This window comes from Streptomyces sp. NPDC002868 (assembly GCF_055563295.1).
The window spans coordinates 46,453-70,114 of sequence record NZ_JBVHDR010000005.1 but is presented as its reverse complement, the minus strand read 5'-3'; the positions used below and the strand labels follow the sequence as shown (position 1 = coordinate 70,114).

26 protein-coding genes are annotated in these 23,662 nt (G+C 69.9%); 16 read left to right on the top strand and 10 right to left on the bottom strand.

Going from position 1 to position 23,662, the window contains the following annotated elements:
* Position 1 precedes the first annotated feature (1 nt).
* The 5 genes from ACZ3H8_RS17045 (at position 2) to ACZ3H8_RS17025 (ending at position 4,085) form a co-directional block, all read left to right on the top strand.
* Positions 2-232 (top strand): formate dehydrogenase subunit delta, encoded by a 231-nt coding sequence (locus ACZ3H8_RS17045; protein ID WP_467402439.1) that lies wholly within the window; start codon positions 2-4, stop codon positions 230-232.
* A 257-nt stretch (positions 233-489) separates the two neighbouring features.
* Positions 490-2,745, top strand: coding sequence for a sensor histidine kinase (locus tag ACZ3H8_RS17040; protein WP_467402438.1), 2,256 nt, complete (start codon positions 490-492; stop codon positions 2,743-2,745).
* Entirely contained in the window at positions 2,742-3,143 is a 402-nt protein-coding gene (locus ACZ3H8_RS17035; protein WP_467402435.1) for a roadblock/LC7 domain-containing protein, read from the top strand. Before ACZ3H8_RS17040 ends, ACZ3H8_RS17035 begins: the two co-directional genes overlap by 4 nt.
* A complete protein-coding gene (locus ACZ3H8_RS17030; RefSeq protein ID WP_467402433.1) occupies positions 3,143-3,508 on the top strand; it encodes a DUF742 domain-containing protein in 366 nt (121 codons plus the stop codon). The genes ACZ3H8_RS17035 and ACZ3H8_RS17030 overlap by 1 nt, the downstream gene beginning before the upstream one ends.
* Complete coding sequence (locus ACZ3H8_RS17025) at positions 3,495-4,085, top strand: GTP-binding protein (protein WP_467402432.1); 591 nt, start codon at positions 3,495-3,497, stop codon at positions 4,083-4,085. Before ACZ3H8_RS17030 ends, ACZ3H8_RS17025 begins: the two co-directional genes overlap by 14 nt.
* 33 nt (positions 4,086-4,118) lie before the next feature.
* On the opposite strand, the gene ACZ3H8_RS17020 is transcribed toward ACZ3H8_RS17025, so the two are convergent.
* From ACZ3H8_RS17020 to ACZ3H8_RS17000, 5 genes are all read right to left on the bottom strand, one after another.
* Positions 4,119-4,571, bottom strand: a complete 453-nt coding sequence (locus tag ACZ3H8_RS17020; protein WP_467402430.1) for a YbhB/YbcL family Raf kinase inhibitor-like protein — start codon at positions 4,569-4,571, stop codon at positions 4,119-4,121.
* A 272-nt stretch (positions 4,572-4,843) separates the two neighbouring features.
* Positions 4,844-6,208 carry a carotenoid oxygenase family protein gene (locus ACZ3H8_RS17015; RefSeq protein WP_467402427.1) on the bottom strand — a complete coding sequence of 455 codons (1,365 nt, stop codon included), beginning with the start codon at positions 6,206-6,208 and terminating at the stop codon, positions 4,844-4,846.
* A gap of 119 nt (positions 6,209-6,327) precedes the next feature.
* Positions 6,328-6,774 carry an SRPBCC family protein gene (locus ACZ3H8_RS17010; RefSeq protein WP_467402426.1) on the bottom strand — a complete coding sequence of 149 codons (447 nt, stop codon included), beginning with the start codon at positions 6,772-6,774 and terminating at the stop codon, positions 6,328-6,330.
* Positions 6,775-6,806: 32 nt separating this feature from the next.
* Positions 6,807-8,354 carry a DHA2 family efflux MFS transporter permease subunit gene (locus tag ACZ3H8_RS17005; protein ID WP_467402424.1) on the bottom strand — a complete coding sequence of 516 codons (1,548 nt, stop codon included), beginning with the start codon at positions 8,352-8,354 and terminating at the stop codon, positions 6,807-6,809.
* Positions 8,355-8,459: 105 nt separating this feature from the next.
* Positions 8,460-9,026, bottom strand: a complete 567-nt coding sequence (locus tag ACZ3H8_RS17000) for a TetR/AcrR family transcriptional regulator (RefSeq protein ID WP_398985585.1) — start codon at positions 9,024-9,026, stop codon at positions 8,460-8,462.
* 173 nt (positions 9,027-9,199) lie between these two features.
* Here ACZ3H8_RS17000 and ACZ3H8_RS16995 point away from each other — a divergent pair, with 173 nt between their 5' ends.
* The 3 genes from ACZ3H8_RS16995 to ACZ3H8_RS16985 all read left to right on the top strand — a co-directional run bounded on the left by ACZ3H8_RS16995 (position 9,200) and on the right by ACZ3H8_RS16985 (position 10,408).
* Positions 9,200-9,391: a DUF6381 family protein gene (locus ACZ3H8_RS16995; RefSeq protein ID WP_467402421.1), complete on the top strand. Its 192-nt coding sequence runs from the start codon at positions 9,200-9,202 to the stop codon at positions 9,389-9,391.
* Between the two features lie 137 nt (positions 9,392-9,528).
* Entirely contained in the window at positions 9,529-10,218 is a 690-nt protein-coding gene (locus ACZ3H8_RS16990; RefSeq protein WP_467402418.1) for a HemK2/MTQ2 family protein methyltransferase, read from the top strand.
* Positions 10,199-10,408: a CDGSH iron-sulfur domain-containing protein gene (locus ACZ3H8_RS16985; RefSeq protein ID WP_467402416.1), complete on the top strand. Its 210-nt coding sequence runs from the start codon at positions 10,199-10,201 to the stop codon at positions 10,406-10,408. Before ACZ3H8_RS16990 ends, ACZ3H8_RS16985 begins: the two co-directional genes overlap by 20 nt.
* Positions 10,409-10,467: 59 nt before the next feature.
* On the opposite strand, the gene ACZ3H8_RS16980 is transcribed toward ACZ3H8_RS16985, so the two are convergent.
* A complete protein-coding gene (locus ACZ3H8_RS16980) occupies positions 10,468-11,754 on the bottom strand; it encodes a preATP grasp domain-containing protein (RefSeq protein WP_467402414.1) in 1,287 nt (428 codons plus the stop codon).
* Between the two features lie 108 nt (positions 11,755-11,862).
* On the opposite strand from ACZ3H8_RS16980, the gene ACZ3H8_RS16975 reads away from it, so the two are divergent.
* Positions 11,863-12,852 carry an iron-containing redox enzyme family protein gene (locus tag ACZ3H8_RS16975; RefSeq protein WP_467403226.1) on the top strand — a complete coding sequence of 330 codons (990 nt, stop codon included), beginning with the start codon at positions 11,863-11,865 and terminating at the stop codon, positions 12,850-12,852.
* Between the two features lie 2 nt (positions 12,853-12,854).
* Here ACZ3H8_RS16975 and ACZ3H8_RS16970 read toward each other — a convergent pair whose 3' ends face one another.
* A complete protein-coding gene (locus ACZ3H8_RS16970; protein ID WP_467402413.1) occupies positions 12,855-13,022 on the bottom strand; it encodes a hypothetical protein in 168 nt (55 codons plus the stop codon).
* A 338-nt stretch (positions 13,023-13,360) separates the two neighbouring features.
* On the bottom strand, positions 13,361-13,528 hold the full coding sequence (locus tag ACZ3H8_RS16965) for a hypothetical protein (protein WP_467402410.1): 168 nt from the start codon (positions 13,526-13,528) through the stop codon (positions 13,361-13,363).
* 71 nt (positions 13,529-13,599) lie between these two features.
* Between ACZ3H8_RS16965 and ACZ3H8_RS16960 the strand changes: the two genes are divergently transcribed.
* Positions 13,600-15,264 carry a serine hydrolase gene (locus ACZ3H8_RS16960; RefSeq protein WP_467402409.1) on the top strand — a complete coding sequence of 555 codons (1,665 nt, stop codon included), beginning with the start codon at positions 13,600-13,602 and terminating at the stop codon, positions 15,262-15,264.
* Here ACZ3H8_RS16960 and ACZ3H8_RS16955 read toward each other — a convergent pair.
* Positions 15,259-16,206 carry a nucleoside hydrolase gene (locus ACZ3H8_RS16955; protein WP_467402407.1) on the bottom strand — a complete coding sequence of 316 codons (948 nt, stop codon included), beginning with the start codon at positions 16,204-16,206 and terminating at the stop codon, positions 15,259-15,261. The genes ACZ3H8_RS16960 and ACZ3H8_RS16955 overlap by 6 nt on opposite strands.
* Before the next feature lie 369 nt (positions 16,207-16,575).
* Here ACZ3H8_RS16955 and ACZ3H8_RS16950 point away from each other — a divergent pair, with 369 nt between their 5' ends.
* Positions 16,576-17,511, top strand: coding sequence for an NADP-dependent oxidoreductase (locus ACZ3H8_RS16950; protein WP_467402404.1), 936 nt, complete (start codon positions 16,576-16,578; stop codon positions 17,509-17,511).
* A 60-nt stretch (positions 17,512-17,571) separates the two neighbouring features.
* On the top strand, positions 17,572-18,603 hold the full coding sequence (locus ACZ3H8_RS16945) for an aldo/keto reductase (RefSeq protein WP_467402402.1): 1,032 nt from the start codon (positions 17,572-17,574) through the stop codon (positions 18,601-18,603).
* Positions 18,604-18,619: 16 nt separating this feature from the next.
* Here the strand turns inward: ACZ3H8_RS16945 and ACZ3H8_RS16940 are convergent, their stop codons facing one another.
* Positions 18,620-18,847, bottom strand: coding sequence for a hypothetical protein (locus ACZ3H8_RS16940; protein ID WP_307665078.1), 228 nt, complete (start codon positions 18,845-18,847; stop codon positions 18,620-18,622).
* A 143-nt stretch (positions 18,848-18,990) separates the two neighbouring features.
* Here ACZ3H8_RS16940 and ACZ3H8_RS16935 point away from each other — a divergent pair, with 143 nt between their 5' ends.
* Genes ACZ3H8_RS16935 through ACZ3H8_RS16920 form a run of 4 tightly spaced genes read left to right on the top strand, consistent with a single transcriptional unit; the run spans position 18,991 to position 23,661 of the window.
* Positions 18,991-19,545: a (2Fe-2S)-binding protein gene (locus tag ACZ3H8_RS16935; protein ID WP_467402400.1), complete on the top strand. Its 555-nt coding sequence runs from the start codon at positions 18,991-18,993 to the stop codon at positions 19,543-19,545.
* Entirely contained in the window at positions 19,542-21,917 is a 2,376-nt protein-coding gene (locus ACZ3H8_RS16930; RefSeq protein ID WP_467402398.1) for a xanthine dehydrogenase family protein molybdopterin-binding subunit, read from the top strand. The genes ACZ3H8_RS16935 and ACZ3H8_RS16930 overlap by 4 nt, the downstream gene beginning before the upstream one ends.
* Entirely contained in the window at positions 21,914-22,777 is an 864-nt protein-coding gene (locus tag ACZ3H8_RS16925; protein ID WP_356226089.1) for an FAD binding domain-containing protein, read from the top strand. The genes ACZ3H8_RS16930 and ACZ3H8_RS16925 overlap by 4 nt, the downstream gene beginning before the upstream one ends.
* Positions 22,778-22,782: 5 nt before the next feature.
* On the top strand, positions 22,783-23,661 hold the full coding sequence (locus ACZ3H8_RS16920) for an AAA family ATPase (RefSeq protein ID WP_467402394.1): 879 nt from the start codon (positions 22,783-22,785) through the stop codon (positions 23,659-23,661).
* The last annotated feature ends 1 nt before the right edge of the window (position 23,662 follow it).

The window sequence follows — 23,662 nt, the reverse complement described above, 5'->3', positions numbered from 1 at the left end:
CATGACCCATGCACCGATATCCGCCCATGTACGACTGGCCAACGAAATCGCCGTACAGTTCCGACACCGCGATCCGGCCACGGCGGCCGAGGAGATAGCCACGCACATCCGGGCGTTCTGGGATCCACGGATGCGCGCCCGGCTCATCGCCGACGCCGAGACAGGCAACGATGAGCTGGATCCCCTGATCGTGTCCGTCACCGCCCTCCTGCCGCCACCCGTCGTCGGCTGACCGGCGCCGGCGCCGGATCGTTGTCGAGGCCGTATCGGTTGAACTTCGATACGGCCTCTGGTCTGCGACACCCCCTGACGCCATTACCATGCATTGATCACTGCGACAACCTCTCTTTTTCTCGGTGTGGCTGGTTATGATCTGTATCCCTCGCGTCCCTGCTCTCCCCGCCCCGAGGACTGATGTCACCCAAAGCGCCGGAAGGCCAACGAAACCTGTCGAGAATTCGTCGGCGGCGTACCCTGCGCCTGCGTACCTTGCTCATCTGGCTGGCGGTGGTCCCCACCGTGGCGATGGGTGTCCAAGTCGTTGTGACCGCCGACCGATTGCTGGAGCAGTCGAAGCACCTGCGCGCCGATGTGGCGGCCGGTGAGCGGATCGGCATACCCCTGTACAAGCTCATGGTCGAGATGCAGGCCGAGCGGGCGATGACGGCTGCGCGGTGGGCGGGCTCTTCCGTGTCCGAGAAGGACCTGCGGAACCGGCGTACGGCAACGGACCAGGCCGCGGCCGAATTCCGCCGGTCGTCCGCCACCGCCGCGACGGGATCCGAGCAGGCGGACCGTCGCCTCCTGGAGGTGAGGAAAGGCCTCGACGACCTGGACGCCTACCGCGAACGCGTGGACGCCCGCAGCGGTATCGCCGACAGTTCGATCGCCTACTACACCAGCGTGATCACCCAGATGATCCGCTTCTACCAGGACGAGTTCAGCCACGTCGAAGACGGCGAGCTCTCCCAGGAGAGCCGCGTGGTCGTGGCCATGTTCTCGGCGTCGGAGATCCTGGCGCAGGAGGACACGATCCTCGCGCAGGCCGGGCCGTCCAGGGAGCTGAGCACCTCCAGGTTCGCCGACTTCGTCAACGCCGTCGGAGCCCACAGCTATCTGTACGACATATGGATCGTGCCCTATCTGTCCGGCGACGGGAGCGAGCTCTACGCGCAGATCAACGGCTCGGACGCGTGGCAGACCAAGAGCCGCATCGAGCAGGCGGTCGTGTCCGAGCACACGGACGTCGGCCTCCGTGTGCGGCTGCCCAGAGAGATCGGCGGCTGGCCGGCCGCGCATGAGAAGTGGGCGGCGCAGTGGGGCACGCTGAACGCCGACCGGGCGCGGGGACTGCTCGCACACGCCGACGCCAAGGCGGCAGAGCTCGAGGCGGAGGTCGCCTGGCTGGTCGTGGGGAGCGGCGGGGCACTGCTGATCGTCGCAGGCGTCGTCGTGTTCACCACGCGCACGGTGCTCCGCCGCCTGCGCGGTCTGCACGAACGCACGGTGACCATCGCCGAGGAGACGCTGCCGGACGTCGTGGCCCGTCTGCAGCATGGTCAGCCCGTCGATGCCGACAGGCTGCCCAGGCCGAGGGGGGATCAGGACGAGGTGGGACGTATCAGCGATGCGTTCGCCCGGGTCGTTGCCGTTTCCGTCGAAGGGCACAGGCAGCTCGCGGACGAGCGTAACGGCTTCGGTATGTTCGCCGCGGGCATCGCCTCACGCACCGGAAACCTGGTCAGCCGCCAGTTGAGCCTCACCGAAGACCTCCAGGACACCTTCGGCCACGACGAAGCGCTCCTCGCCCAGTTGATGAGGTCCGACCAGTTGACGGTGGGCATGCGGCGGCAGATCGAGAACCTGCTCATCCTGGCGGGCGGTGAGATACCTGACCCGCACACCGAGCCCATGCGCGTCGCCGACCTGCTGCGCGAGGCCGCCGCGGAAGTCGAGGACTTCCGGCGGATCGAGCGGCAGGCCCTGGACGAGATCAGCGTGGAACCGCGGGTGATCAGCCAGATCAGCCACCTCCTGGCCGAGCTGCTGGACAATGCCACCCGGTTCTCACCGCCGAGGTCGAAGGTCGTCATCCGGGCCGACTTGGTGGCTGACGGTCTGTCGGTCGAGATCGAGGACCGCGGTCCGCGAGTGACCCCCGCGAGCTACGAGGAGATGAACGGGCGGCTGCACTCGGCCCCGCCGTACGCCGTCCTGGCGGAGAACGCACACCGGCTGGGTCTCTTCGTGGTCGGCCACCTCGCCGAGCAACTCCGGGCCACGGTCACGCTGCGCAGGTCGGTATACGGCGGGACGTCGGCCATAGTGATCATTCCCAAGGAGCTGCTCGTGCCGACCGAGCGGGAACAGCCACGCAAGCTGGTGCCGCCCGTCCCCCCTCAGCCTGTCCCCGCCAAGCCTCTCCCCGCACCGCGCCGCATCGATGAACGCAAGCCCGAACTGGTCCTGCATTCGCGGTCCGGGCTGCCGAGCCGTCGGACGCATGAGCGGTCGCAGGAGAGCATGCAGCCGGTTCGGCCCGTGGCGCTGGACGGCGACTCCCGGCCCGCCCTGCCCGAGCGCGTCCCGCAGACCCATATCGCCGAGCAACTCCGCGAGCCACGCGAACCGGAACCAGTGGTCGGTCAGAACGCGGCGACACCTGAAGAGGTGGCCGACGCCTGGGCGGACTACGAACACGGAACCCAGACAGTAGAAGCAGAGCTCCGACAGGATCAGGAATGACGACATCGAACGACGTGATCTACAGCATCCTGGACAACAATCTGAGCAGGATCGCCGGCGTCCAGGGCGCCGTGCTCCTGTCCAACGACGGGATCAAGCTGAGCGCCTACCTGCTGGAACGGCCGCAGGCGGAGCGTATAGCCGCGGCGTCCTCCGGAATCGCGGCCACGATGAAGGCGATATCGAGGGAGGTCGGCGGCGGCCGGGTGATCCGCCAGCTGGTCGAGATGGACGACAGGTATCTCTGCATCGTCGGATGCGGGGAGGGCAGCACGCTCATCGTCGTGACCTCCCGCAAGGCACGGCTCGGGGAGTTGGGCGGCGAGGCGGTGCGGACCGCGCAGGCGCTCGGTGAGTGGCTGGGCACACCTGAGCGCACCCAGGCGCGCACGTCGTAATGGCGGACGATCCGCAGCGCGGAGGCCGCCGCAGGACGCGGCTGTACGCCATGACCGATGGCCGTACCGCCGCTCCGCGCACTGTCCTGACCATGGACACCACGATCACGGCGGTGGTCGCCGCGGACGCCCACGGCGGCCTGCCCACCGAGTGGCAGGCCATCCTCTCCATGTGCCCGGCGCCGGATGGGCGGGCGGTCGCCGAGATCGCGGCCCGGATGCACATGCGCCTCACTCCGATGACGGTCCTTCTCGGCGAACTCGCGGACCGCGGGCTGATCCACCACCGGCCGCCCCTGGCGGAGGCCGAGACCACCAATGTCCACCTGCTCATGAGAATCAGGGACAGCCTTGCCCGAATATGACTCCCCTGCCCAGGAAGCTGCCCCCGTCAAGATCCTGATCGCCGGGGGATTCGGCGTCGGCAAGACGACGCTGGTCGAGACGGTCTCCGAGATCGAGCCGCTGCGTACGGAGGAGCGGCTGACGGCCGCGGGTGTCGGCGTCGACGACCTCGACGGCATCGAGTCCAAGACGGTGACCACCGTCGCGATGGACTTCGGCCGTATCACCCTCACCGACGCCGGAGTCGTCCTCTATCTGTTCGGTACGCCGGGCCAGGAGCGCTTCTGGTTCATGTGGGACGACCTGCTGAACGGGGCTCTCGGAGCGATCGTGCTGGTCGACACCCGGCGCCTGGACCGCAGCTTCCCGGCCGTCGACTTCTTCGAGAACCGCGGGCTTCCGTTCGTGGTCGGCGCGAACTGCTTCAACGGCGAGCAGCCGTACACCGCCGAGGAGATCGGGGCGGCGCTGCATCTGCGTGACCCGAACACGCCCATCCTCATGCTCGACGCCCGCTCCCGTCAGGACGCCCGTGACACCCTGCTGTCGCTCCTCGACATGCTCATCGCCAAGGCAGAGACCTCTGCGCGCGCCTGAACGAAGAGGCCGCCGCGCATCAGCGTGGACGCGTCAGCGCTGATAGGTGCCCACCAGTGTGCCGACGGCCAACTCCCTTCCGTTCAGGGCCTGGTGCACGGAGTCGGACGACACATGGCCGTGCAGGGGCAGCGGCTCGGACACGGCAAACAGCCGGAAGAAGTAGCGGTGCGCCCCGTGCCCCGGTGGAGGCATCGGCCCGCCCCAGCCCACTCGTCCGAAGCCGTTGGGCCACTCGCGGCCGCCGGGAGGTGTCCCGCCCTCCTCCATCCCGGAACTCTCCGGGGCGATACCGGTGACCAGCCAGTGCAGGAACGTGCCACTCGGGGCGTCGGGGTCCTCGCAGAGCAGGACCAGCTCGGCCGTTCCGTCCGGCACCCCGGACCAGGTCAAGGGAGGCGAGACATCGTCCCCTTCCCCGCTGTAGCGGCGGGGGATCGCCTCGTGGTCGCTGAACGCCGTGCTTGTGAGCTCGATTCGGGTCATGTGCGCCGCTGTACCCGGATGGGCACGGAAGGCACCGGTCCGGTCGGCAGAACACTCGATCGGCCGAGGCGGCCCAGCGGCACCCTGGGCGGCATCGTCTCCGGCCGGACGGGCTACAGCGACCTCCCGGTACCCGTCCGCCCAGAAGGCCGAGGACGGGGCAGCGAGAAGCCGTACCGGAGACATCCAGTACGGCCTCTCGCCAGTTCCATTCGTACGAGGCCGGGCGCAGGCAGTCAGTGCCCGGCACCCTGCTCCGGCTTCGAATCCTGTCAAGCCGCGGCGTCGGCGGCGTCCGGGATCCAGGAGCCGTGGATCATGGCCGGCACCCGACGCGGCAGGTGGATGGTGGCGATCGGCGGGACGGACAGATCGGATGCGTCCAGGACGAGCATCCTCGAGGCGTCCTGGTTCAGGTCGCTGACGATGGTCAGCAGATAGCCGGCGTCCTCGTCGGTGGCGTCCGCGGCCGGGACGAACACGGCCTCGCTGGGAAGCTGTCCTGTTCCCACGGGCAGCAGTTGGCGGGCTCCGGTCGACCGGTCGTACTTGACGAGGGCGTGGTTGCCGATACCCAGGTCGTCCGGGAAGGAGAGTGCGTACTGGTAGCGGTGCTCCCGGCCGAGGACGTCCTCGTTGATGGTCGGGAACTCCACCGTCAGGTCGTCGGTCACCTCCTCCTTGACGTTGCCCGCCGCCAGGTCGACCGTCCAACGCCGCTGGCGGGAGCCGGAGTTGGGCTCGGCACCGCGGTCCGGGGCGCCCACCCACCAGTTCCAGGAGCGCTGCCAGCCGGTGCGGCCCACGCACGGGCCCTCGACGACGATCCGCCCGTACGCGTCCTCGTAGGCGTTGGCGAAGTGCATCCCGTACCCCTGACCGATCTCGAACCAGCGGATCCTGCTCGCGCCGCCGACGCCCCGTGGCATGACGCCGATGCGCGACTGCTGCTCGTCGCTCCAGCTGTACGGGATGCCCGAGTGCTCGGCCTGGTCGAAGGTCACCGACCCCTCCAGGAACACGACGTAGTGCTCGGTGATGGCGAAGTCGTGCTTCAGCGCGGCGCCGGCTCCAGGGACCTCCTGGCTGTGCAGGACGTCACCTTTCACGGAGGCCACATGGTGGACCAGGAACGGCGGGAACGGCGAGGACGCGAAGAAGTGCAGCTCACCGGTGACCGGGTCCTCCTTGGGATGCGCCGTCATCGCCGTGGTCAGCTTCCCGCCGAAGTCGAATGCGCCCACGGTCTCCAGATCGGCCGTCAGCTCGAAGGGGAGCGCCGACTCGCACAGCGCGAGCAGTCGGCCGCCGTGCTCGATGACATGCGTGCCCGCGGTGCTGGCGGTCAGGTCGGGGCCCCGGTCCGTCATATACGGCGCGCCCTCAAGGGCGGGAGTGTGCACCCAGCGGTTGCGGTACCACTCGGCGCGGCCGTCACGCAGCCGGATGCCGTGCACCATGCCGCTGCCCTTGAACCAGTGGGTGGGGGTGATGCCGGGCTTCGGGTTGTGGCTGTTACGGATCAGCCGGCCGGTCAGCTCGGGCGGCAGGCTGCCTTCGACGGTGAGTTCCGTCGCGGTGACCTCGTCGGCGACGGGGGTGTAGTGGCCGGTCAGGTAGGGCTTGTTCGTGCTCATGCTGGTGACCTCTCCTACGGGTTGTACTGGGGACCAACTCGGGTGAGTGGGTAGTGGTGGTGACCTGTCGCGGAGGGCGACGGGGAGTGGAAGGGCTCCCCCCCGGCGCCGCGACGCCGCTAGCGGCGCTCGGCCTCGGTCTTCAGGTGGCTCAGCCACGACTCCAGGGACTGTTCGAGCGCCTGCCGGAGCTGCTCGGGCTGGGCCTCGACCGGAGCTCCGCTCCAGGACTCCTCGGTGTGGACGGTCACCACTCCGTCCGTCTCCTTGAAGGTCCATACGTGGACTCCGTCAATGCCCTGCGACGGGCCTCCCCAGACGATGCGCCGGCCGGGCACGATCTGGCGGACCGTGGAGGTGATGTCGAGGCCGTGGGTGAGCCACCGGAAACTGGCGCCGGTGGCGAGCGGGCCGTCGAGCTCGGCCCGCTCGATGTCCGGGTTCCAGTCGGCCCAGGAGCCGATGTCCGTGTGCACCGCCCACACGGTGGCGAGCGGGGCGTTGACGGTGGTCGAGAGCCGTACGACGACGGGGGCGCCCTCGTCGACGGTGATGTCGGTGTTCATGTCGAGATCTCCTTCGGGAATTCCTGGCTGGTTCAGCGGGTGGTGGTGGGTGTGGTCCGCGCGGCGCTGTTGCCCGGTGGACCGGGGTCGGGAGCCGGAGGCGGCTCGGTGGACGGCGGCGCCGGGTGACGGCGCGCCAGGAGAGGGGTCAGGGCGGCCCCGGTGGCAACGACCGCCGCCGAGGCGAGGAACGCTGCCCGGTAGCCCTCGGTGAGGGCCGCCGCATGGGAGTAGTGGTGCTCGAATGCGGCGGTACGGGATGCGGCGAGGGTGCCGAGCACGGCCAGCCCCAGCGCTCCGCCGACCTGCCGGGTGGTGTTGACCAGGCCGCTGGCGAGGCCCGTGTCGGCGGGCTGGACGCCGGTGACGGCGGCACCGGTGAGCTGTACGAAGGCAATTCCGAGGCCGAGGCCGATGACGACGATGGGACCGAGCACATCGGCGGCGAAGGTCCCGGTCGCGGAGATACGGGCCAGCCACAGCAGTCCGGCAACCTGGGCCAGCAGTCCCGCGGCGAGGGTGACGGCCGGCCCCAGCCGGCGGGCGAGCCGTGGTGCCAGGGACGACCCGACCATGTTCGCCGCCGCCAGCGGTAGTTGCGAAAGCCCCGCCTGCAGCGGCCCGTGGCCGAGCACCTGCTGCTGATAGAGGGGAAGGAAGAAGAACAGTCCGACCCAGACGGCGCCCAGGAGTGCCATGACGAGATTGGCGGGACCGACCGATCCCGTCGTGAGCAGGCGCGGCGGCAGCAGCGGTGCGGGGTGGCGCCGCTCGACCGGGACGAAGAGCGCGAGCAGGACGGCGGCGGCCGTCATGCTGCCCAGGACCTGGGGGTCGGTCCAGCCGGAGCGGCCGGCGGTCGTGAGGCCGTAGACGAGGGCGACGAGACCTGTCGTGACGGTGACCGCTCCGGTGAGGTCGAGGCGCCGGGGGCCGGGGCCGGGAACCGGGTCGGCGGGCACGAGCACCATGGTGGCGGCGAGGACCACGGCCGCCGCGAGCGCGGATGCGTGGAAGACCCAGGGCCAGCCCAGCGTCTCGGTGAGTACCCCGCCCAGCAGGACTCCGGCGGCTCCGCCCGCGCCGGAGACCGCGCCCCACACCCCGAGCGCCCTGCCGCGCCGTGGGCCGGGCGGAAAGTGCCGCATGACCAGGGAGAGCGCGGCGGGTGCCACGGCGGCGGCACCGACGCCCTGCGCGGCACGGGCGGTGATCAGCGTCCACGGTGCGGTGGACAGGCCCGCTCCCAGCGACGCGGCGGCGAAGAGCGCGAGGCCCGCGAGGAGGACCCGGCGCCCGCCTACGAGGTCTGCGGCCCGCCCGCCGAGGAGCAGCAGCGCTCCGAAGGCGAGCCCGTAGGAGTTGACGACCCAGGACAGGCCTGCGTCGGACAGACCGACGCTGTCGCGGACCGAGGGAAGGGCGACGTTGACTATGGACGTGCTGAGCACGACCGCGAACTGCGCAGCGGCCAGAACGGCCAGGGTGGCCCCGGGACGGCCTGCGGGGAGGCCATCGGATGCGGCGGACGAGGGCGGCGCACCGGACCCGTCGGCGGCGCCGTTCGGTGTGCTGGGCATGCGGAACACTCCTATGTGTGGTTGACCACTCATTCATTAGTCCAGAAAAAGGGCGAGGCGTCGGTCCGTGCGCGGTGCGGGCCGACGCCCTGCCGGGTTGTGCTGTCAGAAGTGCCGGATACCCGCCGTGAGGGTGCGCGTCCAGGGGGCGTCCACCTTCTCCGCGTCCATCGACACCAGCAGGTGGCACAGCATGCCGGTGGCGAAGAACTCCTGGATCTGCCGGTCCTCGCCCCCGGACGCCCCGCGGACGTACTCCACCAGCCGGGCGTACCCCGCCCGCACGGCGTCCCGGACCGCCACCTCGGAGACCGCGGCAGCCTGGGCGTGCATCTGCACAAGCAGGAGGTCGTTGTCGCTGATCAGCCGGGCGTAGGCATCGCCCATCGCGGAGAGGACGGCCTCGGGTGAACCGCCCTTGGCGCCGGCGGCGCCGACCTCCAGGCTCTCCCGCACCCGGACGAAGCAGTGCTCGACGACCGCGACGAACAGGGACTCCTTGCTGGGGAAGAGCCGGTAGACGTACGCCTGGGAGATGCCGGCGGCCCTGGCCACCTCGGAGGTCGTCGTGCCGTAGTACCCCTTCGACGCGAAGGCTCCGATGGCGGTGCGCAGCACCGTGTCGCGGCGCTCTTCGGCGGTGGACAGTTGGCGGCGGCGTTCGGATTGCATGTGAGTACTTAACCACTCACACTTTTGGGCGTCAAGGGCTCAGGGTGGCCAGAGGGGTCGGACCGCGCAAGGTGGGGGCTGGGCGTAACACACGGTGACGGTTTGACGTGCGAGCGTGGCGGGTCCCTGTTTCGCTGAATCTGCCCGCTTTCCCTTCGAGCAAGGAGTCACCCATGGGCGTCGCAGGCGAATCTGGCGGCCGAGCGCAGCAGATGCGCGACAAGGCCAAGCAGCTGTCCGAGGCCGCGGAGCGCGCGAGCGACCCGCAGGAGCGACAGAGGCTTCAGGAGAAGGCTCGGCGACTGCAGGAACAGAGCCGGCAGCAGGACGCGGGCGGCGACCGGGACGAGTTCCCTCCCGCGTAACTGGTCTGTCCTGCCGATGGCCTGCCCTCACGTCGAGGGCAGGCCATCGGAACGCGGCATAGGTATCTGTACGCGGTATTAGTAACGAAATGCTCCCCATCCTGTGATCTTTCCGGCTCATGGGGCACCCGGAGTCCATGACGACTCTGTCTCGTGACACAGGCGACCCGGGCGGCCCGCTGGTAGTGCCGCCTGGCGTGTACCCGCCGCAGGAAGACACCTTTCTGCTGGCCGAAGCCCTGGACCGGGAGCCGCTCCGACCCGGCGCGGACGTACTCGACGTCGGGACGGGCGGCGGAGCGCTCGCCCTTGCCGCCGCGCGCCGCGGGGCCCGGGTGACCGCCGTCGACACGGCATGGCGGGCCGTGCTGGCCACCAGGCTCAACGCGGCCCTCGCCCAACTCAACATCGAAGTGCTCCACGGCGATCTGCTGACTCCCGCCGCAGGCCGCCGATTCGACCTCATCGTGACGAACCCGCCCTACGTGCCCGCCCCCGGGGGCCACTCGCCGCGCGGCGGACCGGCACGCGCCTGGGACGCGGGCCGCGACGGCCGGGCCCTGGTGGACCGGATATGCGCCGGTGCCGCCGCCCTGCTGCGGCCGGGCGGAGCGCTGCTGCTGGTGCACTCCGCAGTGTGCGGTGTGGAGTCCACGCTGGAGCGCCTCGCGCTGACCGGCCTCGCAACAGCGGTGACCGACCGGCGCTGGATACCGTTCGGGCCGGTCATGCGCTCCCGGACGACGTGGCTGGAGGACCAGGGGCTGATCGCTCCCGGCCAGGAGAAGGAAGAGCTGGTGATCATCCGTGCCTGCCGACCCCAGTGAACGGTCGCGTCGCATCACTGTGACGAAGGACGGCCCGGTGCTCGTGGAAGGCCCCGTCGAGGTGTTGCTCGAGGACGGGAGCAGCGTGACGTCGGACCGCTTCACCGTGGCGCTGTGCACATGCCGGCGCAGCCGGTCGTACCCCTGGTGCGACACCAGCCACCGACGTCGGGACAAGGGTTGTCGATGAACTCGGTGAACTCGATGAACTCGAACTCGACGAAATCGAACTCGATGAACAGGCCTTCGCTACGGGAGCAGCTCCATCTCCCGCGTCAGCCGCGCCTCGATCTCCGCCGTCCTGGCCGGATCGGCACCGATCACCGCATACCGCCAGGACACGCCGTCCGCGGGAGCGTCGGCGTACAGGATCACCCCCTCCCTGTGGGCCGGACTCCAGTCCAGCCCTGCCGCCCGCAGGAGTTTCACGGCGTCGGCGAATCCGTACGCGGCTCTGGACCGCCCGTTCGCGATCAGCCATGCGGGCGAGCTCAGCCCGGCGGCGCGGCCGAGGCGGCCGACCATGACGTGCGGGGTGGTGGTGGCCGTCCGGCGGACGTTGCTCTCCGTGGCGTACAGCCTGCCGTCCCAAGCGAGGACCGCGTCCAGTCCGTACGGGCCGACGTACCCCTGCCGAGCCAGGTAGCGCCCGAGCGCCAGGCCCCACTGCTCCAGCTCCTTCGCGGTGTCCTCCGCCATGTCTTGGAGAGGTGATACGTAGCCGGTGAAGGACCCGCCGGACGTGCGCATCTCGCCGCTGAACATAGGCCGGGGCCTGCTGCGGCACGCCTCCAGCTGGACGCTGACCGACCGGGCCACGTCGAGACACTGCTCGACCACCCAGTCCCCGTCGACACCGACGAGGCAGGCCGGCCAGTCCCGCTCCCACGACGCGTCGGCATGCTCAATACGAGAGACGAACCGCACCCCGTGACCACCGGCGGAGCGGTCGGGCTTGACCACCACCCGCTCGTGCCGCGCCAGCAGTTCAGCCACCGTCCGCGTCAGCCGATCGCGTCGGCAGACCTGCCCGGGCGGCAGCCTCATCCCCAGGTCACGGGCGACTGCGCGGAAGCCGGACTTCGTATTGAGCCGGGACGTCACGTCCAGCGCACTCGTGCCCACTCCGCCGGGCCCGTACGGGACCACCGGCACCTCCAGCTCCGCGGCGAGTGCGACCGAAGGGACGTCCAGTGCGGTGGGCAGCAGTCTGGCCCCCTCCCGCCCGGCGATCAGCGCCCGGAGCTCGTCCATGAGCCCGGCCCGGCGTACCGCCTCCGCCATCGGCACACCCGGCGTCGCCGGTACGGTCACCACGGCCACGGAGTCGTACGGCACGCCCAGCAGCTCTCCCGCGTAACGCCGGAAGTCCCGGCTGAGCGGCACGGGGGAGACCAGCACATCACCGGGGTGCGCCAGCCAGATCTTGCGCGGTGCCTGTGCCGCCCACTGCTGCAGCACCTCGTGGGACGCCAGATCGACGGCCACCTCGGACAGAAAGTTGGCGTAGATGATCCACGGCTCGCGGTGCTCCACGTTTCACATCGTGTCCCGTTGCGCCGGTGTGCGACAGCTCGGGCGGCGGAACCCACCTGCGTGGAGCATCCGCCCGATAAAGGGACGATCACGGGGTACTGGGGGGATATGCCCACAGAACAGCAGGGACCTGTGCTGCCGCGGGAGCGTGGTGAACTCTCGGCGGCGATCATCCGCTACCTCGGCGGAGAGGCAACGCTGCCCGGAAGCCAGGCCGTGCAAAAGGCGGACCCTTACGGGGACGATCTGCAGCTCGCTCTCTATATGACCTACGAGCTCCATTACCGCGGCTTTGCGGGTGTCGACGCAGCACTCGAATGGGACCCGGCGCTCCTGGGCGTGCGTTCCCTGCTCGAGAAACGATTTCTTGACGCACTGCGCGCCCACGCCACCTGCCATGAAACCGTGGACGACGCATTGGCGGACCTTCTGCTGGAGCCGGTCAACGGCACCGGCGTCTCACATTTCCTCCAGGACGAGGGAGAGCTGTGGCAGGTGCGCGAATACGCCGCGCAACGGTCGCTCTATCACCTCAAGGAGGCCGATCCGCACGCCTGGGTACTGCCGCGGCTGTGGGGGCGTGCCAAGGCCGGCATGGCCGCCGTGGAATTCGACGAATTCGGCGGAGGGCGGGCGGAGCGAGTCCACGCTCAACTCTTTGCGGACCTCATGACCGATCTCGGCCTCGACACGGCATACGGCCACTACCTGAATTCCGGTTCAGCACAGGCGCTTGCCACCGTGAACCTCATGTCGCTGTTCGGTCTGCACCGGGCCCTGCGCGGATCCCTGGTGGGACACTTCGCCGCCGTTGAAATCACCTCCTCTCCCGGATCGAGGCGACTGGCCGCGGCGATGAACCGCACCGGGGCCGGGCCCGCCGCGGAGTTCTTCTACAACGAACACGTCGAAGCCGACGCGGTGCACGAGCAGGTCGTGCGGCGCGAGGTCATTGCAGGCCTCCTGAAAGAGGAGCCCCAACTGGAGGCCGACATCGCATTCGGCATCGACGCGACGGAGCACCTCGAGAGCCGCCTCGCCGACTGTCTCCTCGCCGCCTGGCGCAGCGACACGTCGTCGCTGCACACCGACTCGTAGCGCTACCTGTACTCGTCGTCGTGCAGCTCGACGACACGGGCCTGCTCCGCGCGGTCGGCTTCATTCGCCGAGTCCGGGTCGGAATCGAAGAGGCGATCGTTGTGGTGAGGGGCGATGTCGGCGTCCGGCTCTGCTTCGAACGTCTCAGGGTCGGTGGGGTCGATGTGCATCGGTGTCTCCGCGAAGTGATGTCTCCAGGCGGTGGTTTGTGGCGACGGTATCGGTGCGTCGCAGGCGCACGCCGCAGGCGCGCGAGGAGCGCGCCGATGCCACCCTTCTTCCCCTGCCGAACCCGGCTTCACTGGATGCCCGATCAGCCGTGCGGTGGGGTGGAGATGTGGAACAGACGCGGCGTGTTGGCCGCCGGGGCGGCTGCGGGCGTTGCGGCGCTCACCGGGGCCCGCGCTGCCGAAGCGGACCGGCCGTCATCCGGGCGTCCCGGGAACTGATGGCCACCGCTGAGCAGTTCGGCGGCGCCGCGCCCCACCCGGCACGGACTCCACGTTCACTAGTCCGAACCCTTCGACTTCGCGGGACAGCTCGGCACTCCGCCGCTCTCGTCGGGCCGGGAGGTGACGCCGCGGATGCCGATGCGGTCGGGGCGGTACGCGATTGTCAGCCGGGTGCGCAGCCTGGCCGACGCCCAGCCCCTCACCGCGCACGGCCGGCTGCTCATCGTCCGCGTGCCCTGAAGCACCCGAACGCCTGCGGGCGACAACGTCCCACGGTGGGCGTTCAATGGAATGTATGCATGCTGCGAAGGGCGTACGACTACGCAGAAGCCGTTCGCTCGCCGTATCGGGCCTGGCCATGCTGCTGACCGCGGCGACGGCCCTGACATCCGGCGCCGCCGCGCCGAGCCCGTCACCCGCACCCTCTCCCTCGCCGTCCGCTCCGCAGGCACCCCCGCCCCAGCCCCCACCCCAGCTCACCAAGGCCGATGTGGACGGCGCCATCGGCAAGCTCGACGGTGTCGTAGAGAACGCGATGAAGCGAACCGGCGTGCCCGGCGCGGCCGTCGGCGTCGTCTATGGGGACCGGGTGGTCTACCTCAAGGGCTTCGGCGAGCGAAGGATCGGCCAGTCCGCGCAGGTTGGGCCCGACACCGTGTTCCAGCTGGCGTCGCTGTCGAAGCCGCTCGCATCCACCGTCGTCGCCGGGGCCGTCGGGCAAAAGGTCGTCAGCTGGGACGAACCGGTGGCCGGGCACCTCCCCGGCTTCGCCCTGAAGGACCCCTGGGTGACCAGCCATGTCACCATCGCGGATCTGTTCTCGCACCGCAGCGGCCTGCCCGACCACGCCGGCGATCTGCTGGAGGACCTCGGCTACGACCGTACGTACATCTTGAGCCATCTGAAGTACGAGCCGCTCGACCCGTTCCGCGCGAGCTACGCGTACACCAACTTCGGCCTCACCGCGGCCGCGGAGGCCGTCGCCCGCGCCAAGGGTGTCAGCTGGGAGAAACTCAGCGAGGACACCCTGTTCAAGCCGGCCGGAATGGACTCCACCAGCGCCCTCTTCGCCGACTACGAGAAGGCGTCGGACAAGGCCGTCACCCATGTGAAGACCGAAGACGGCAGCTGGCAGGCGAAGTTCGTACGGGACGCGGACGCGCAGTCGCCGGCCGGCGGCGTCAGCTCCACCGCCGGCGACATGACCCGGTGGCTGCGGCTCCAGTTGACGAACGGGAAGCTCGACGGCCGGCAGATCATCGATGCCGAAAGCCTGGAACACACCCACCTGCCCGAGACGCTGTCCCAGCCGCCGGCGGCCCCGGCCGGCCGCACCGGCTTCTACGGCCTGGGCTGGAACGTCAGTTACGACGACCACGGCAGGCTCCGCCTCAGCCACTCCGGCGCCTTCGCGCTCGGCGCCAACACCAATGTGACGATGCTGCCCGGCGAGAAGCTCGGCATCGTCGTCCTCACCAACGGCCAACCGGTCGGCATGGCCGACGCCGTCGCCCTCGACTTCTTCGACATCGCCCAGAACGGCAAGCCCACCGCCGACTGGCTGCCCTTGGTCGCCGGGATCTACGAGCAGCAGGAGCAGGCCGCCAAGTCCCCCACCAACTACGCCGATCCGCCCGCGAACCCCAAGGCAGCCCGCGCCGACAGCGCATACACCGGTACGTACGAGAGCGCCTACTACGGAAAGCTTGTGGTCACGGCGGACCAGGCGGGCCAGGACGGGCTCACCCTCCAACTCGGGCCGAAACCGATGCGGTTCCACCTCACCCACTACGACGGCGACACGTTCAGCTTTGCCACCACGGGGGAGAACGCGGTCGGTCTCACCGGTGTCACCTTCACCGTCGGCGACCGCGACACCGCGTCCAAGGTGCGCGTCGAATACCTCGATCAGAACGGCCTGGGCACCTTCACCCGCGCCGAGCCCGCTGCCCGATCATGAACGACCGTGGCCGCCCAGGGTGCGTACCGCGTCGACGATCAGGTCCCAGAAGGCGGGGACGTTCACGTCCATCCCCACATGCGCGTTCGCCGGGCGGCCGGTGACGTCGTCCAGGTCGACCACGGTGGCACCGCGGGTGTGGGTGCCGGTCAGTTCGACCGCGACCGACGCGGAGACCAGGCTGACCAGCTGTGGATCGATGATGTGCGCCACGGTCAGGGGGTCGTGCAGCGGCGGCGCCTCGAAGTCGAAGACCTCCCGGTACCTGGCGGCGAAGAAGGTCAGCAGCTCGGTGCAGAGCCGGCTGAGCGGGGTGCCGAGCGCGTCGATCCGCGCGATCACATCGGCCGTGGCCAGCACCTGGTGACTGGCGTTCAGCCCCATCATGGTGACCGGCAGACCGCTGGAGAACACGATGTCGGCGGCCTCCGGATCACAGACGATGTTGAACTCGGCGGCGGGCGTGGTGTTGCCCCGGCCGGTCGAACCGCCCATCAGCACGATGCGCTCGATGCGCTCGGCCAGCCGGGGATGGCCGAGCAGCAGCGCCGCCACGTTGGTCAGCGGTCCGGTCGGCACGAGCGTCACCGGCACCGGATGCGCGAGCAGGGTGTCCCGGATCAGGGTGACCCCGTCCCGCGGATCCAGTGGCACGGTGGGTTCCCCGAACCCCGGCCCGTCCAGGCCCGACTCCCCATGGATGCCTGCGGCCACCGACGCCCTCCCGTGCAGCGGCCGGTCCCGTCCGGCCCCGATCGGCACCCCCTCGACACCGGCGACGGTGCACACCCGCCGGGCGTTCAGCGTGGTCTTCTCCAGCGTCTGGTTGCCGGCGACCGTGGTGATCGCGAGCAGCTCGATCGCCGGATGTGCGGCGGCCAGCATGATGTTGAACGCGTCGTCATGCCCGGGGTCGCAGTCGAGGATCACAGGGACGGCCATGGGTCTCCTCCTGGTAGCCGGCAACCGTGAAGCAGTATGGACGAGCAGCAGCTGCCGTCGGCAACGAAGCACCGTAGCGCTCGCGCTCCCAGGAAGAACACGGCCGGCTTCCGCCGGCACCGGCCACACCGGGCCTCCACTTCCAGCTGGCCCACCGTGCCGATGACGAGGGGGCGGTGCTCCGTAACTTCCGGCGCACCGTGATCCACGCCCATCGATGACCTCAGAAGACCGTTCAGGCCCGGTCCCCGTTCGGCGGCTCGTACGGTCGGGCTCCTCGCTTGGGCAGGTCCGACCGCGTAGAAGAGAGGCGTGGGCTCACGCCGGGTGCCCTCGAGCCCCTACTCAGGTCACGTCAGGGAGTCCGCCGTGAAAGCCCTCGTCGCCACCGACTACGTGCCGCTGGACCAGATCACGGTCACCGACCACCCCACACCCACCCCGGAACCGGGCCAGGTGCTGATCGAGGTCGAGGCCGCGGCGCTCAACCCGCTCGACCTGGCGCTGATCACGGGCGCCATGAAGGACATCTACCCGGTCGACCATCCGCTGGTGATCGGCATGGACGCGGCAGGCACCGTGGCCGAGGTGGGGGAGGGCGTTTCCGGCTACGCGCCGGGTGATCCTGTGCTCGCCTTCGCCGGATTCGTGGGTGCCGTTGCCCAGTACACGGTGGCGTCGCCCGGCCCCCTGCTGGCCCGGCGGCCTCCGGGCCTGGACAGCCTGCACGCGGCGTGCATTCCCGAATCGGGCCTGACCGCGGTCTGCCTGCTGCGCGCCGTCCGGCTCGCGGCGGGCGAGAGCGTGCTCGTGATCGGAGCCACCGGGGGGATCGGGCTGTACGCCGTGCAGCTGGCCCACGCGCTCGGGTCCCGGGTGATCGCCACGGCGACCCCGGATGACGAGGAGTACCTGCGCGGCCTCGGCGCCGCAGACACCGTCGACTACAAGACCGCCGACGTGGTCGAGGAGACCCTGCGCCTGGTGCCCGGCGGCGTCGATGTCGTCGTCGACCTGGTCAACTCGGGCGACGGGCTCACGGGCACGGCGCGTGCGGCCCGGCCGGGCGGCCGGCTGGTGTCCCCGCTCTACGGGCCCGACGACCTGGGCGGCGACGTCTCCCCGGTCTACATCGGCTCGTTCCAGGCCGAGCCCGGTGATCTGGAAGACCTGGCAGCCCGGGCGGCGGACGGGCGCCTGCGGGTCGAGATCGGCGCACGCTACTCCTTGGAAGACGCCGGACAGGCCGGCGTCGACTTCGCCGGGAAGCACATCCGGGGCAAGGTCGTCATCGAGATCGCATAGCGGATGTGACGTGACGTCACGAATGCGCACCACACCCGACCTACGAAAGGCACAGCCCTCATGAAGCGCAGGACCCTCGGTGGCACCGGCATCTCGGTCAGCGAATACGCGCTCGGCGCGATGATGTTCGGCGCCTGGGGCAACGGCGACCACGACGAGTCGGTCCGTATGATCCACCGGGCTCTGGACGCGGGCATCAACTTCGTGGACACCGCTGACATCTACAGCCAGGGCGAATCGGAGGAGATCGTCGGCAAGGCGCTCAAGGGCCGCCGGGATGGCGTCGTGCTCGCCACAAAGGGCAGCAGCCCGATGGGCGAGGATCCCAACGAAAGGGGAAACTCACGGCGCTGGCTCACCCGCGCCGTCGAGAACAGCCTGCGGCGCCTGGGCACCGACCACATCGACCTCTACCAGGTCCACCGCCCCGACCGAGCCACCGACATCGACGAGACCCTGTCCGCCCTCTCCGACCTCGTACGCGCAGGCAAGGTGCGCGCCGTCGGCCACTCCACCTTCCCGGCGGAACAGATCGTCGAGGCCCAGTGGGCGGCCGAGCGGCGCGGCCACATCCGCTTCAGGACCGAGCAGCCGCCGTACTCGATCCTGGCCCGGGGCGTGGAGACCGCGGTGCTGCCGGCCGCCCAGCGCTACGGCATGGGCGTGCTGACCTGGGGCCCGCTCAGCGCGGGCTGGCTCTCCGGCAAGTACAGGAAGCCGTCGGACGTCGACCTGACGGCGGGCAGCGGGCGAGCCGTGCTCGAGCAGCACAAGTTCGACCCGTCGGTGCCGGGCAACGCCCGCAAGCTGGAGGCCGTCGGCGAGCTGAGGAATCTCGCCGACGAGGCGGGCCTGAGGCTCGCGCACCTGGCGATCGCGTTCGTACGGGCCCATCCGGCCGTCACTTCGGTGATCATCGGCCCGCGGACGCCCGCCCACCTCGAGGACCTGCTGGAAGGCGTGGGCGTCGAGCTGAGTGAGGACGTGCTGGACCGGATCGACGAGATCGTGCCTCCGGGCACGGACCTGAACCGGGGCGACTCCTACTACACACCGCCTGCGCTGGCCGACAAGTCCCTGCGCCGCCGCTGAAGGGGAACGGCGCTCGTCACGGCATGATCTCCAGCGGGTCGTACTGATGCGGCCGGTCGCCGACCCACTCGGTCCAGGTGGGGTCGTCGAGAAGGTCTGCGGCGTCCGGAAGTCCGGCCTGGCGGAGGAACTCCAGCAAATGCGCATCGGAGTGGGCGAGGCCCATGATCTGGTCCCGGACCGTGACCCGGCGGCCACCGGAGGCGGAGATCCGGTGCACGACGATCGGCGGGCGTCCCGACATGCCTCCAGCGTCCATCCAGATGGGCCCGGAGGCACCCGCGCCAGGCCCGACCGAGCGCTAGCGCGTCCCAGGGCCGCCACTTACAGTTGCACATATCAGACCAGAACGCCGTATTGATCTCGTTCGTGCATCTGGGAGGGCATATGACCCGCATCTCGCTCAAGGTGGACGGCACGGCGTACGAGGACGAGGTGGAACCCCGCCTGCTGCTCGTCCACTATCTGCGCGACCGGCTGGGCCTCACCGGCACCCCCGTCGGGTGCGACACGTCCAACTGCGGAACCTGCACCGTCGATCTGGACGGTGAGAGCGTCAAGAGCTGCACGGTGCTGGCCGTCCAGGCCGACGGGGGCGAGGTGACGACCATCCAGGGCCTGGCCTCCGACAGCGATTGGCATCCGTTGCAGACGGCGTTCCATCAGCAGCACGCCCTTCAGTGCGGCTACTGCACGCCGGGCATGATCATGGCCGCCCGGGACCTGCTCAAGGAGAACCCCGACCCCACGCCCGATGAGATCCGCCACGGCCTCGAAGGCAACCTCTGCCGGTGCACCGGCTACGAGAACATCGTGCGCGCCGTCCTCGCGGCCGCCGCAGAGGAGCGGCGCCGTCGCGCCCCCTCGCCCGGAGCCGTCACGACGACCGCGCCGGACCCGCTCAAGGCTCCGGCCACGGCCGGGCAGGAGGCGTCGACATGACCGAGCAGCTCGCCGAACGCGAGGTCGGCCGTTCCCGTACGCGCAAGGAGGACGCCCGGCTCGTCACCGGCCGGACCACCTGGACGGACAACATCGCCCTCCCGGGTCTGCTGCACATGGCGATCCTTCGCAGCCCCATGGCACACGCCACAATCGGCCACGTCGACGTGACACCCGCGCTGGAGCGGCCAGGGGTGATCGCCGCCTTCAGCGGCCGCGACCTGGCCGGCGAGATGGGCTCCATGCCCTGCGTATGGCCGGTGACCGAGGACATCGTCATGCCCGACCACCCGGCGGTGGCGGTCGACGAGGTGCGGTACGTCGGCGACCCGGTGGCCGTCGTGATCGCCCGCGACCGGTACGCCGCGGCCGACGCGCTGGAGGCCGTGGACGTCGACTACACGCCGCTGCCGCCCGTGCTCGACCTGGAGGACGCGCTGGCCGACGGCGCTCCTCTGGTGCACGCTGACAAGGGCACCAACCGCTGCTACACCTGGCCGCTCGCCGCGGGTGACTACGAAGCGGAGAAGGCCCGGGCCGACGTCGTGGTTCACCGCCGCTACACCCAGCAGCGCCTCATCCCGAACGCGATGGAGCCGAGGGCCGTGGTCGCCACGCCGCCCACAGCGTCCAACGAATACACCCTGTACTCATCGACGCAGGTCCCGCACGTCGCACGGGTGACGCTGTCGATGGTGACCAAAATCCCTGAGCACCAGCTGCGGGTAATAGCCCCGGACGTCGGCGGTGGCTTCGGCTCCAAGCTCCAGGTGTACGGCGAGGAAGCCCTCGCCCTCGTTCTGGCCAAGCGGCTCGGCCGGCCGGTCAAGTGGACCGAGTCCCGGTCGGAGGGCTATCAGGCCACTCACCACGGCCGCGGCCAGCTCCAGGACATCGAGCTCGCGGCGACCCGGGACGGCAAGCTGCTCGGCCTGCGCGTCGACCTGCTCGCCGACATGGGCGCCTACCTGATGCTGATCACACCCGGCATCCCGATCCTGGGCGCGTTCATGTACCCGGGGATCTACAAGATGAACGCGTACACGTTCAACTGCACCGGCGTCTTCACCACCAAGACCCCCACCGACGCCTACCGGGGCGCGGGCCGTCCGGAGGCGACGTTCGCGATCGAGCGGACCATGGACGAGCTGGCCGCGGAGCTCGGCCTCGACCCGATGGAGCTGCGCCGGCGCAACTGGATCGGCCACGACGAGTTCCCGTACACCTCGATCTCCGGTCTCACCTACGACAGCGGCAACTACGAAGCTGCCACCGACCGGGCGCTCGCCCTCTTCGGCTACCACGATCTGCGGGCCGAGCAGCGCGTGCGGAACGAGCGGAACGACCCGGTGCGGCTCGGCATCGGCATCTCCACCTACACCGAGATGTGCGGCATAGCGCCGAGCCGGATTCTGCGCGACCTCCGCTATGCCGCCGGTGGCTGGGAGGCGGCCACTATCCGCATGCTGCCAACCGGCAAGGTCGAAGTGGTCACCGGCACCAGCCCGCACGGGCAGGGGCACGCCACCTGCTGGAGCCAGATCGCGGCCGACGAGCTCGGCGTGCCGTTCGACGATGTCGAGGTGGTGCACGGCGACACCAGGGCGGTTCCGCAGGGCATGGACACATACGGCTCCCGTTCGCTCGTGGTCGGCGGGGTCGCCGTCCACCAGGCCGCGCAGAAGGTGGTCGCCAAGGCCCGCAAGGTCGCCGCGCACCTGCTGGAGGCGAACGAGGCCGACCTGGAATTCTCCGGCGGCACCTTCTCGGTGAAGGGTTCGCCCGAGGCGACGAAGACCATCCAGGAAGTGGCCTTCGAGACGTTCTCGTCGCACGACCTGCCCGACGGCATGGAACCGACGATCAACGCCGAGCACCTGGTCGACCCGGACAACTTCTCGTATCCGCACGGCACCCATCTGTGCGCCATCGAGGTCGACACCGAGACAGGCCGGGCCCGCATTCGCAGTTACGTCTGCGTCGACGACGTCGGCAAGGTGATCAACCCGATGATCGTCCAGGGCCAGATCCACGGCGGCCTGGCCCAGGGCATCGCCCAGGCGCTCTTCGAGGAGGCTGTGTACGACACCGAGGGCAACCTGGTCTCCGGCACCATGGCGGACTACCTGGTGCCCTCCGCACCCGACCTGCCCAGCTTTGTCACCGACCGCACCGAGACCCCGGCGACGTCCAACCCCCTGGGTGTCAAAGGCGTCGGCGAGGCCGGGACCATCGCGTCAACCCCGGCTGTGGTCAACGCGGTCGTGGACGCACTGCGGCCGCTCGGCGTGAGCGACGTGGCGATGCCGTGCACGCCGGAGCGGATCTGGCAGGCCGTCAAACAGGCCAGGGCCGAGGAGGCGACGTCGTGATTCCCGCTGCATTCGACTACGCGCGGCCGCAGACGGTCGACGAAGCGGTACGCGCGCTGGCGGACGGCGGCGACGAGGCGAAGGTCCTGGCCGGCGGTCAGAGCCTGATCCCCATCCTGCGTCTGCGGCTCGCCTTCCCCGAACTGCTGGTCGACGTCGGCCGGATCCCCGAACTGCGCGGGGTGCGCGAGGACGCCGCCGCCGGTTCGCTCGTGATCGGGGCCATGACCACACACCACGACGTCATCCACGACCCGTTGGTGCGCCGCCACGCAGGGCTGCTGGCCGCGGCTGCCGAGACGGTCGCCGACCCCGCCGTACGGCACCGCGGCACGCTCGGCGGCTCCCTCTCGCACGCCGACCCGGCGGGTGATCTGCCGGCGGTGCTGCTCGCCCTCGACGGCGAGCTGGTGGCCGCCGGGCCGCAGGGCCGGCGCACCATCCCGGCCGCTGAGTTCTTCACCGACTACCTCCAGACCGCGCTGCGGCCGGACGAACTGCTGGTCGAGGTCCGCGTACCGAAGACGGAGAACTGGGGATTCCATTACGAGAAGTTCAACCTGTCCGCCCAGGCCTGGGCGGTCGTCGGCGTGGCGGCGCTGGTGCGGCGCGACGACGGCCATCTCGCCGAGTCCCGTATCGGGCTGACCAACATGGGCACGACCCCCCTGCGGGCGAGCGCCACCGAAGAGGCGCTCGCCGGGGCGGACGCCGACCCGGCGGCGGTGGCACGGGCCGCCGAAGCGGCAGCGGAAGGCACCCGTCCGGCGTCCGACCTGTCGGCGTCGCGCGAGTACCGCGAACACCTCGCTCGGGTGCTCACCCGGCGAGCGGTACTGGCCGCGGCCGGGATGGAGTGACAGGTGTGACGGACGGGCCGGACGAGTTGCGAGCAGGACTGGAGAAGACCGGCTATCTCGTCGACGACGGTCTCGCCATCGCCTGCTTCCTGGCCCTGAAACTGCACCGGCCGATCTTCTGCGAGGGCGATGCGGGCGTGGGCAAGACGGCGCTCGCCTCCGCTCTCGCGCAGGTTCTCGACGCACCCCTGATCCGCCTCCAGTGCTACGAGGGCATCGACGCCTCCCAGGCCCTGTACGACTGGGACTTCCCGCGCCAGCTGCTGCATCTGCGTGCTGCCGAAGCGGCCGGGATCACCGACGCCGACCGGCTGGAGAGCGAGCTGTACAGCAGACGGTTCCTCATCGCGCGGCCGCTGCTGCAGGCGCTGGAGACCCAGCCGTCGGTGCTGCTCGTCGACGAAGTCGACCGCGCCGACGACGAGTTCGAGGCCTTTCTGCTCGAGCTGCTCTCCGAGTACACCGTCACCGTCCCCGAACTGGGCACCCTGCGGGCCCAGTCGCCGCCCGTCGTCGTACTCACCTCCAACCGCACCCGCGAGGTCCACGACGCGCTGAAGCGGCGCTGCCTGTACCACTGGTTCGACCACCCGGGCTTCGAACGCGAACTCGCGATCGTCCGAAGGCGCCAGCCCCAGGTGACCGAACGGCTCGCCGCACAGGTGACCGCCGTCGTGCAGACACTGCGCACGCAGGACCTGCTCAAGCCGCCCGGTGTGGCCGAGACCATCGACTGGGCCGAGGCCCTGGACGCGCTCGGCGCGACAGAACTCGACGCGGAGCTGGCCGTCGCGACGCTCGGCTCGGTGCTCAAATACCGCGAGGACGCGGAACGGGCCAGGTCTCTCGACCTGACCGCGGTCCTCGCCGCCCGGGGAGCGTGAC